The 11,184-nt window shown below is 35.0% G+C and carries 8 protein-coding genes; 6 read left to right on the top strand and 2 right to left on the bottom strand.

The genetic code is table 11. From position 1 onward, the window contains the following. Nucleotides 1-46 precede the first annotated feature (46 nt). The 4 genes from mnmG to B0I10_RS03440 all read left to right on the top strand — a co-directional run bounded on the left by mnmG (nucleotide 47) and on the right by B0I10_RS03440 (nucleotide 6,157). Nucleotides 47-1,918, top strand: coding sequence for a tRNA uridine-5-carboxymethylaminomethyl(34) synthesis enzyme MnmG (gene mnmG / locus B0I10_RS03455; protein ID WP_112085321.1), 1,872 nt, complete (start codon nucleotides 47-49; stop codon nucleotides 1,916-1,918). 127 nt (nucleotides 1,919-2,045) lie between these two features. Further along, nucleotides 2,046-2,891, top strand: coding sequence for a class I SAM-dependent methyltransferase (locus B0I10_RS03450; RefSeq protein ID WP_112085103.1), 846 nt, complete (start codon nucleotides 2,046-2,048; stop codon nucleotides 2,889-2,891). Between the two features lie 238 nt (nucleotides 2,892-3,129). Further along, nucleotides 3,130-3,717, top strand: coding sequence for an OmpH family outer membrane protein (locus B0I10_RS03445; protein ID WP_112085102.1), 588 nt, complete (start codon nucleotides 3,130-3,132; stop codon nucleotides 3,715-3,717). A 163-nt stretch (nucleotides 3,718-3,880) separates the two neighbouring features. Continuing rightward, a complete protein-coding gene (locus B0I10_RS03440) occupies nucleotides 3,881-6,157 on the top strand; it encodes a helix-turn-helix domain-containing protein (protein ID WP_112085101.1) in 2,277 nt (758 codons plus the stop codon). 23 nt (nucleotides 6,158-6,180) lie between these two features. On the opposite strand, the gene B0I10_RS03435 is transcribed toward B0I10_RS03440, so the two are convergent. Together B0I10_RS03435 and B0I10_RS03430 are read right to left on the bottom strand one after the other, a co-directional pair. Beyond that, a complete protein-coding gene (locus tag B0I10_RS03435) occupies nucleotides 6,181-6,564 on the bottom strand; it encodes a DoxX family protein (protein WP_112085100.1) in 384 nt (127 codons plus the stop codon). Nucleotides 6,565-6,568: 4 nt separating this feature from the next. Further along, complete coding sequence (locus tag B0I10_RS03430) at nucleotides 6,569-7,717, bottom strand: DNA polymerase III subunit (protein ID WP_112085099.1); 1,149 nt, start codon at nucleotides 7,715-7,717, stop codon at nucleotides 6,569-6,571. Between the two features lie 215 nt (nucleotides 7,718-7,932). On the opposite strand from B0I10_RS03430, the gene B0I10_RS03425 reads away from it, so the two are divergent. Both B0I10_RS03425 and B0I10_RS03420 read left to right on the top strand, forming a co-directional pair. After that, nucleotides 7,933-9,852 (top strand): SPOR domain-containing protein, encoded by a 1,920-nt coding sequence (locus B0I10_RS03425; protein ID WP_112085098.1) that lies wholly within the window; start codon nucleotides 7,933-7,935, stop codon nucleotides 9,850-9,852. 83 nt (nucleotides 9,853-9,935) lie between these two features. After that, complete coding sequence (locus B0I10_RS03420; protein ID WP_112085097.1) at nucleotides 9,936-11,123, top strand: phosphoglycerate kinase; 1,188 nt, start codon at nucleotides 9,936-9,938, stop codon at nucleotides 11,121-11,123. The last annotated feature ends 61 nt before the right edge of the window (nucleotides 11,124-11,184 follow it).

Genomic DNA, 11,184 nt, shown 5'->3' with positions numbered 1-11,184 from the left:
ATGAAGTTTCAGTGAAATGTTTCACGTGGAACAATCTAATAAAACTATGTTTCAAGATAAATACGATGTAATTGTGGTGGGTGCCGGTCACGCTGGTTCAGAAGCTGCCGCCTCTGCCGCTAATATGGGCTGTTCAACGTTGTTGGTCACAATGAACTTGCAAACTATTGGGCAAATGTCGTGTAATCCTGCTATGGGCGGAATTGCAAAAGGGCAAATTGTGCGTGAGATTGATGCGTTGGGAGGCTATTCAGGAATTGTTTCCGATAAGACAGCCATACAGTTTAAAATGCTTAATAAATCAAAAGGACCAGCAATGTGGTCGCCACGAGTTCAAAGTGATCGGATGCGATTTGCAGAAGAGTGGCGTTTGATGTTGGAAAACACTCCGAATGTGGACTTCTATCAAGAAATGGTTGCCGGTTTAATTATCGAAAATAATGTTATCAAAGGAATTAAAACATCGTTAGGAATCGAAATCAAAGCCAAAACCGTTGTTTTAACGAATGGAACTTTCCTTAACGGATTAATTCATATTGGCGAAAAACAGTTCGGAGGAGGAAGAGCAGGAGAAAGTGCAGCTTACGGAATTACCGAAGATTTAGTCAAACTCGGATTTGAATCAGGGCGAATGAAAACCGGAACACCACCAAGAGTAGATGGTCGTTCATTGGATTATACCAAAATGAGAGAAGAAAAAGGGGATGAGAAACCACACAAATTCTCTTATTTAGACTCTTCAAAACCACTAATTCATCAGCGATCGTGTTGGATGACTTACACCTCAGAAACGGTTCATAATTTGTTACGAGAAGGTTTTGATCGCTCACCCATGTTTAATGGAAGAATCCAAAGCACCGGACCGCGTTATTGTCCGTCTATTGAAGATAAAATTAACCGTTTTGCCGATAAAGACAGGCATCAATTGTTTATAGAGCCAGAGGGCTGGAATACTGTAGAAGTATATGTTAATGGTTTCTCAACTTCGCTACCTGAAGAAGTACAGTTTAAAGCATTACGTTCGGTAGTAGGATTTGAAAAAGTGAAGTTTTTCCGCCCTGGTTATGCCATTGAATATGATTATTTTCCGCCAACGCAATTAAAACATACTTTAGAAACGAAGTTGGTTGATGGTTTATTTTTTGCGGGTCAAATCAACGGAACTACTGGTTACGAGGAAGCTGCTTCACAAGGCTTAATGGCAGGAATAAATGCAGCTTTAAAAGTGCAAGAACGTGATCCTTTTGTGTTGAAAAGAGACGAAGCTTATATCGGCGTTTTGATAGATGATTTAATTACAAAAGGTACAGAAGAACCATATCGTATGTTTACTTCGAGAGCAGAATATAGAACATTATTACGTCAAGATAATGCCGATGAACGATTAACTCCGAAAGGATTTGACTTAGGATTGGCTGCAGAAGAACGCTTAATCCGAATGAATCATAAGTTTAATGAAGCCGAAAAAATGGTTTCATTTTTTAGAGAAACCAGTATTTCACCTGAAGAAGCAAATCCTGTTTTGGAAATAAAAGGGAGCTCTCCAATGGTTCAATCGGATAAAATGTATAAAGTGTTTTCGCGACCTCAAATTGATTTGGAAGACATTGTTTTATTTGATAAAGTAAAAGAATATATCGCAGTAAATGGATTGGATGAAGAAACTGTTGAACAAGCAGAAATTCAAGTAAAATATAATGGTTATATTGAAAAAGAACGGAACAATGCAGACAAATTAAAACGATTAGAAGATGTCAGAATTCCGGATAATTATGATTTTGATAAAATCAAATCATTGTCATATGAAGCGAGAGAAAAGTTCAAAAAAATTCGACCAGTTACAGTTTCTCAAGCATCCAGAATCAGTGGTGTAAACCCAAGTGATATTTCAATATTATTAATTTATATGGGAAGGTAAGAAGTCTTCAGTTGGCAGATTAAAGTGTTCAGTTTAATTCTAATCATTTAATTGTTCCACGTGAAACTATTTCAAAAATCCGTACAAAGACAGCTTGTTCAAGCAACAAAAAAGCATTTTATATCTAATGAATTTTTCAAAAGAACCGTATATTAAAGTAAAAGATTACTCCGTTTCGGGAGAACAATTTGAATTGTTGATGGATGAAAATCTTCAATTATTAAAAACGTATCCGCAACCCGCTTTAGTAGATTTGCCGAATTATTACGAAAGTGAAGATTATATTTCTCACACCGATTCGGCTCGTTCATGGTTTGAAAAAATCTATCAATCGGTTAAGCGAAAAGCCATTCGAGATAAAGTGCAATTAATTGATTATTGGCAAAGTGAAAAAGGTTCTGTTTTAGATATTGGAGCAGGAACCGGCGATTTTTTAGCTGAAGCAAAAAAGCAAAACTGGAAAGCAGTTGGGATGGAACCAAATGAAAAAGCAAAAGCATTAGCCAAACAAAAAGGTATTTGTATTATTGACACCTATCCAGATCTGGAAGATCATTTTTTTGATGTGATCACTATGTGGCATGTTTTGGAACATGTTCCCGATTTGGAATCTCAAATTAAAGAACTAAAACGTTTACTCAAACCAGACGGGACTATCATCATTGCAGTTCCAAATTACAAATCATTCGACGCAAAACATTACGGAAAATTTTGGGCCGCTTTTGATGTGCCACGACACCTATGGCATTTTTCTAAAATTGCTATGGAAAAACTTTTCGCACAGGAAAATTTAAAACTCAAAAAAGTTCAACCGATGTGGTTTGATAGTTTTTATGTGAGTTTATTATCTGAAAAATATAAAACCGGAAAGATGAATCCGATCAAAGCTTTTTGGATTGGTTTACAATCAAATTTAAAAGGGAAGAAGAGTTTAGAGTATTCTTCACATATTTACATCTTCAAAAACAGCTAAAAACCATTTTAAAGCGGCAATTTAGACCATTTCAACCCAAACCAAGCATTCGCACATGTAAATAATTTTAATTGATTTAATGCAGGCTGGTGAATTCAAAATTAATAAGTTAAAACTATTTAACAACAAATAACGATTATAATTTCTTATACTAACCAATTTTGAAAAAACTATGCAAATTTGCCAATTACGCAGGAATTATTACTTTTACCAAAATTTTATAAATCAGACAATCATAATGAAAAAATCAATTTTAGTATTCGGCTTACTTTTAGCCATGGCATCGTGTGATAAAGCAGCCAATCAAAAAGATTTCAAAACCGCTTATGTAGATACTTCTAAACTTTTGGAAGAATACACGGAAGCAAAAGATATTGAAGAAAAATATAAAACAAAAGGTGAAGAAATGGGCAAGCAATTAGAAGCGGAAGTAGCTCGTTTTAGAACCGAAGCAGCAGCGTTTCAAAAAAATGCAGAAACTTATGGTCCACAATGGGCTCAACAAAAAGGAGCTGAACTACAAAGAAAAGAACAAGAATTATCCTATGCTCAACAAGCTATTCTTCGTCAATTACAAGACGAAAGCGGAAAAGAAATGGACAGCTTAGTAAAGGATGTGAAAAAATTCATCAAAGATTATGGTAAAGAAAAAGGATACAATTACATCTACGGAACTGGTGATGCAGCAACTGTTTTGTATGCAAAAGAAGAATATGATATTACCAATGATGTGATTAAATTACTCAATGATAAGTACAAATCAACTTCGTCAGATGATAAAATAGATGAAAAAGCTGATACAAAAGTTGATTCGACAAAAAAATAAGTAATAGATTTATTGCTTTTAAAACCTTTCTTTTTGAGAGGTTTTTTTGTTTTGTAGAAGTTCTAAATATTTATTTTTACAAATTCAAATTATAAATTTTCAGTACATGACTTTCACAATTATTCAAAAATTTGTACATTTCCGCCATTAAACTCAACGCCACATGGAAATTACAAACGATGCACGCCAAGTCTTGCAATTTATCAATCAAACCCATCGCTCAATTTTTCTCACCGGAAAGGCCGGTACAGGAAAAACTACTTTGTTGCGAAAAATCATTCAAACTACATATAAAAACACGGTTGTGGTTGCTCCAACAGGAATCGCTGCATTGAATGCGGGAGGAGTAACCATTCACTCAATGTTTCAACTGCCTTTTGGAGGTTTTATTCCGGAATATATAGCCGGTTCCAGCATTTCGCAATACCAGAAATTTGAGACAAAAAACACGTTAGTTAAGCATTTTCGAATGAGCGGCCAAAAAAAGGCCGTAATGCTTAATATGGAATTGCTCATTATTGACGAAGTTAGTATGCTGCGAGCCGATTTATTAGATGCCATCGATTTTATGCTGCGAAAAGTACGCCGGAGAGACATTCCTTTTGGTGGAGTTCAAGTGCTTTTTATTGGTGATTTACTGCAATTGCCACCTGTTGTAAAAAATGATGAATGGCAAGTTTTACGCAATTATTACCGAGGAATTTTCTTTTTTCATGCCAAAGTTATTCAGGAAAGACCGCCTTTGTATATTGAATTATCTAAGATTTTTCGTCAAACAGACGATCGTTTTATTTCAGTTTTAAATAACCTTCGTAATAATACAATTACACAAAACGATATGGTGGTGTTGAATGATTTTGTAAAACCCAATTTCGACATCAAAGCCAACAAAGGATACATTACTTTGACAACGCATAATGCGAAAGCGGATTCGATAAATGCTGAATCATTAGAGGAATTGGAAGGAAAATGTTTTCGGTTTAAACCCGAAGTAGTAGGCGATTTTCCAGAAAAAATTTATCCGGTGGATGAAGTTTTACAACTGAAAGTTGGTGCTCAAATTATGTTTATTAAAAATGATTTGTCACCGGAAAAGAATTACTTTAATGGTAAAATGGGTTTTATCAAATCATTATCAGAAGCTGAAATAATTGTGTACTTTCCGGAAGAAAATAAAACCATCGAAGTTGAAAAATATGAATGGAAAAACATTCGTTATTCAGTAAACGAAAATACGAAAGAAATTGATGAAGAAACCCTTGGAACCTTTGTGCATTATCCGATAAAATTAGCATGGGCAATCACAGTTCACAAAAGCCAGGGATTAACATTTGATAAAGCTGTTTTGGATGTTTCGCAAGTATTTTTACCTGGTCAAGCATATGTCGCACTTTCGCGTTTGCGTTCGTTAGAAGGATTAGTTTTGTTGAAACCAATTCAAATGAATGGGATTTCTAACGACCAAGAAGTAATGCAATATGCTGAAAATAAGGCAGATGAGCAAACTATTGTGAATGCATTACAAAAAGAAACGCAACAGTTTATTCTTCAGTATATTAAAAACAGTTTCGATTGGGAGGAATTAGCACAACAATGGCGAAATCATCGGTTTAGTTATCAAACTGATGCCGAAAAATCAGAGAAATCAAAACATCGAAATTGGGCAGAACTGCAAGAAGGAAAAATGGCGTTATTGGAAGGTCCGTCAAGAAAATTTCGCTCGCAGTTGGAACGTCTTTTTCATGCCGACGAAGTTAATATTGTTTTCATTGCCGAAAGAGTAAAAGCCGCCCAAGACTATTTTTCGCCAAGATTGGATGAAATTTTGTTTGATTTATTGTTGAAAATGGAAGAAGTCAAACGAAAAAAACGAGTGAAAGAATATTTTGCAGAATTAAGCGAATTGGAAGAAAGCACCACCAAAGCCATTCTTCAATTGTTTAAAGCGGTTAAAATGGTAGAAATTTTATCCGAAGGGAAAGAAATCAATAAAGAAAACCTGATTTCCGAAGAAATTCAACACTACCGAAGCAACAAAGTGCAAACCGTTCAAGAACATTTTAAAACGATAAAAAGCACGTTATTAGAAGAGGAGGAAGAACCTGATTTTGATCCCTATCACTACCTTCCCAAAAAGAAAAAAACAAAAGAACCAAAGAAATCAACTTTACAGGAAACTTACGAATTATGGCAAGAGAAAAACGCTGTAAAAGAAATTGCTAAGATTCGTGTTCTAACCACACAAACGATTTACGGTCATTTAGCCAAGCTTATCCAGGCCGGAACCATTTCTATTACAGAAGTGTTGCCCGAAGACAAAATAGAGCAATTAGCAACTGTATTTAAAGGCTACAACGAAGAGAGTTTAAACGCTTTAAAAGAGCAAGTAGGCGATCGATTTACTTGGGACGAATTAAGGTTGTTTAAAGCGAGTTTATAATTTGCTTTAGTTTTTTAAATCTCTTAATTCAACCAATACACCGCCAAAACAGCCGGAATATAATAAATTACAATCGTTCTGGCACCATCATAATCTTTGGCTAAACGTTGTCCGAAAAGTAAAAAAAGTAAAGTGACACAACTCATTACAGCAGCATAAAAACCATATTCACGGTTGCCGTTATAAAGCATTTGCACCATACCGGCAATGGCTAAAATTACAGTTACTAACTCTAAAAGCAATACAAAAGCCAAGGCTTGTGGAACCATATTCTTGACGACGGTTTTAGAAAAATGTTCTTTTAACCAAGCCAAATTGTCTTTCCAATAAAACAATTTATCGTAGCCGGATTGTAAAAAAGTTACGGTTAAAAGTAGCAGAATCAAAAAAGAGGCGGGGTTGTTCATGCGTTTATTTTTTATGAATTAAACGGGTCAATTTAATAGATAAATCGGTTAAAATAATTTTCGCATTGCCATTTCTTTCAATGTGATACATGGCGTCGTTGAGTTCTTTGTAAATATCCAGGATGTTATTTCCGTTTACAAACGGAGCAAAATTTTCTAGTTTAAATTTTTCCACTTTCGGTTCCAAATAAACCAACGAAGTTGCTTGGTAATTCAGCAATAACGCTTGACGGAACATTTCGATACAAAACAACAAAAATTTCTTTTGCGTTTCACGACCTAATTTGGCGATTTCTTCGCTCCAAGTAATCAATTCGTGAATAGCGGCGGCGTTTCCTTTGGCTTTAAATGCGGCACGAACCCATAACACAAACCATTGTTCAAAAGGTAAATCTTCATTGTCGTCACTCAATAATTTCAACGCTTTGTTATAATTTCCTTGGGCTTGATGAGCAATTTTTGTTGCCGCTTTTGGGTCAAGTTCTAGTTTCTCTATCAACGCTTCAGTAATCACACTTTCCGGAAGTCCGTTAAAATCCAACACCTGGCAACGCGATCGAATGGTTTGAATCAAATCTTCCTCTCTTTCCGTGATTAAGATAAAAACAGTTTTATCAGTGGGTTCCTCTAAAATTTTAAGTAGCTTATTTGAAGCCTCCGTGTTCATTTTATCAGCCATCCAAATGATCATGACTTTAAAGCCACCTTCGTAGGATTTTAACGAAAGTGTTTTTAGAATTTCTTTGGCATCATCCACACGAATTTCACCTTGTTTGTTTTCTACGCCCAAAATTTTAAACCAATCAAACAAACCACCATATACATTTTCACTTAAAAAACTTCGCCAATCTTGAATAAAATCAATGCTTTTGGGTTTAGAAGACACTTCGGTTGTAGTAACCGTAGGATAAATAAAATGCAAATCCGGATGTGCAAAACGTTCAAATTTTAGGTTACACGCTTCGTTACCACCAGAATTTTCATTTCCTTTATTTCCGCATAAAAGATATTGAGCATAAGCAATCGCCATAGCCAATGTTCCTGAGCCTTCAGGACCAACAAAAAGTTGTGCATGTGGAATCCTTCCCAACTGAACACTTCGGGTTAAATGATTTTTGATATGCTCTTGGCCTAATAGTTGATTAAATTGCATTAAGCAAATATAAATGATTTTTTCTGCTGATAAACAGGTTTGTTTTTTTGATTTTCAACATTAAATTTCAACAAAATTAAGTTAAAAACTATTGTTTGTATGAAAAAAGAAACGAATTTAGACACTTTAATCGGTAAAATATGCATTTTGTCGTAAGGCTTTAGTACCTTTGAACCCAAAGTAGTTGTCCCAAATCTAAAATTGCTCCTAAATAAATGAGTAAATTTATGAACCGAAAAAGATGTAAAAATCTATTTTTAATATTTTTTTTAATTTCTGTCAGTTGGAGCCATGCTCAAATGGCCATCCCTTTTAAAGAGCGATACAAAGCAAATTTAAAAGGCGATATGACTATTATTGCTAATTCCATTCTAAATCGTATTGATAAAAAATACGCTCCCAACGATCCGTATAACGACCAAAGCATCGATGCCATTACTAACGATGAAATCGATATGGAATACATTGATATTGATACCGACAAACAAACTTTTTCATCTAGTAGTGCTGCATTATTTCAAAAAAACGAAGACTCCAAAAAAATTGTTTATGCCGGATTATATTGGTCAGCTACCTACAAATATGAAAGCGGTTATAAAAAAGGAGAAGATAATTTCGTGGCTTTCGATAAAACAAGAGAGCCTTTTGAAGAAGTTCTGGTGAAATTTCCCGATCAAAAAGAATATACAACAATTAAAGGCGAAATTATTTTTGATGGTTTAAAACACAGAGAATTTAAAGATGCTGCTCCCTATGCAGTTTATGCCGATATTACAGAATATGTGACGGCCCTGCAAAATCCATACGGTTTTTATACAGTGGGAAATGTTCGTGCCACACAAGGAACGCTTATTGGTGGTTCTGCTGCGGGTTGGACCATGATTTTTGTGTATGAAGACGAATCCATGAGTGAAAAATTTATTGTATCGCACGATGGTTTTGCCGGCGCATCAAGTGAAAGTGTAAATGTTATTTTCAAAGGTTTCAAAACCCAACCACAAGGAGATGTTAAAGTAAAATTAGCTGGTGCAGCCTTGGAAGGTGATTTTAAAGTGGATGGCGATTTGTTGATGTTTGGTTCATCAAAAAACAAAGATTTCACTAATGTTAAAACGGTGACTCGACGTTACAGCAATTTTTTTGATAGTTCCATTACCATCGAAGACGAGCATTTTAAATACAGAATTCCTGATGGAAAAAACACGTTGGGTTACGACTCCTTTTTAACCACTTTATCAAATTACAATAACCGTTTTATTGGGAATAATGCAGATGAAGCAACTGTTCGATTTAAGTCGTCAGGAGATGTTTTCTACCTTTTTTTCAGTGCAATGGCTATTGAAACAAAACCAGCGGTTGAATTACAAGATGATACTACGAAATTGGTTTATGAAGACAGTAAGTTCAAAGTTGTTGATAAAACCACGAATGAGGAAATTATTCAAAATCAAACCTTAGAAGATTCTCAGTATGCTTCATTAGCTCAAAAAGCAATAGATGGTTTAGCTCATGATTCTAAGGAAAACACAAAACCAATTGCCGAACAAAATGAAATAATTTCTAAAGCAAAAGAAACAAAGCCTTTGGTTGCATTAAAACCAATTGTTGAAGAAGAGAAAACAAAAGTTAAAGAAACGAAAGAAGAAACAAAACCGGTGGTAGCTTCAAAAGCAGATACTAAAAAAGATGCTTCAAAACCATTAACTTCCAAAACAGAAGAAACTGTTGTTGAAACAGAAGAACCAAAAACTTCAATAAAGCCGGATGTGGCCAAAGTTCCTAAAACAGCCGAGGTAACACCAGAATCAAAACCGGTTGTTGCTTCTGAAACAGTTAAATCAGAAAAACAGAAAGAAAACAAACCAGTAGAAGTTTTAAACGATATCGATACGCCCAAAGGCTATTATTTGGTGGTAAATGTTTTTAATGAAAGAGTAAACGCCGCCCGGTTTATGAAAGTTCTAAGAGACAGAGGACTTAACCCAAATTATTTTGTAAATCCAACTAATAATTACATGTATGTTTATCTGGGATACATTACTTCCAAAGAAGAAGCAGACAAGCTCATTGAGAATAATTTAAATAATTTATATTCCGAAGAAATGTGGATTTTAGTAGTCAATATGAATAAATAATTGCAAACATGATTATTATCAATCCATTTTAAATTCTAAAATTTTATATTTGTCTTTCCAAAAAAAATAAAAACTATAAAACCATGAAAACGTTATTCGACTTCAATTTTAAAAATAAAAAAGCATTAGTTCGTGTTGATTTTAATGTTCCGTTGGATGAAAATTTCAATGTAACCGATGTCAACCGAATTGAAGGAGCAAAACCAACCATCGATAAAATCTTAGCCGACGGAGGAAGCGTGATTTTAATGTCGCATTTAGGAAGACCAAAAGGTGTTGAAGAAAAATATTCACTTAAGCATATCGTTTCAAAAACAGAAGAAGTTCTTGGCGTTCAGGTGAAATTTGCTTCTGATTGCATCGGAAGCGTGGCTGAACAAGCTGCTGCCGATTTAAAACCCGGTGAAGTTTTATTGTTAGAAAATCTCCGTTTTTATAAAGAAGAAGAAGCCGGCGATGTCGATTTTTCTAAAAAATTAGCTTCTTTGGGCAACATTTATGTGAATGATGCATTTGGAACAGCTCACAGAGCACATGCTTCAACCACGATTATTGCTCAGTTTTTTCCAAAGGATAAATGTTTCGGAACCTTATTGGCCAAAGAAATTGAAAGTTTAAACAAAGTTTTAAAAGACAGCGAAAAACCGGTTACAGCCATTTTAGGAGGATCTAAAGTATCGTCTAAAATCACGGTTATCGAGAATATCTTAGACAAAGTAGATCACATGATTATTGGTGGTGGAATGACATTTACTTTCGTGAAAGCCTTAGGCGGAAAAGTAGGCGATTCGATCTGCGAAGATGATAAAATGCAAATGGCTTTGGATATTTTGCATTTAGCGAAAGAAAAAAATGTGCATATTCATATTCCGGTTGATGTTGTGGCTGCCGATGCTTTTTCAAACGATGCCAATACCAAAATTGTTGATGTTCGCGAAATTCCGGACGGATGGCAAGGTTTGGATGCCGGACCAAAATCATTAGAAAATTTCAAAGAAGTAATCATGAATTCCAAAACGATTTTGTGGAACGGACCGCTTGGTGTTTTTGAAATGGAATCATTTGCCAAAGGAACCATCACATTAGGAAATTATATTGCTGAAGCAACTGCAAACGGAGCTTTTTCGCTCGTGGGTGGAGGGGATTCTGTTGCAGCCGTTAAACAATTCGGATTGGAGCCAAAAATGAGCTATGTTTCTACCGGTGGCGGAGCAATGTTAGAAATGCTGGAAGGACGCACCTTGCCAGGTATTGCTGCCATTTTAAGTTAAAAAAAGTTTTTTAACAATAAATAAACGCTTTATACCGTTTAACTTAATTATGTTTGCAAGT

This window comes from Flavobacterium lacus, from assembly GCF_003268815.1.
Classification (GTDB): Bacteria; Bacteroidota; Bacteroidia; order Flavobacteriales; family Flavobacteriaceae; genus Flavobacterium; species Flavobacterium lacus.
This window is presented reverse-complemented; position numbering and strand designations above follow the sequence as displayed.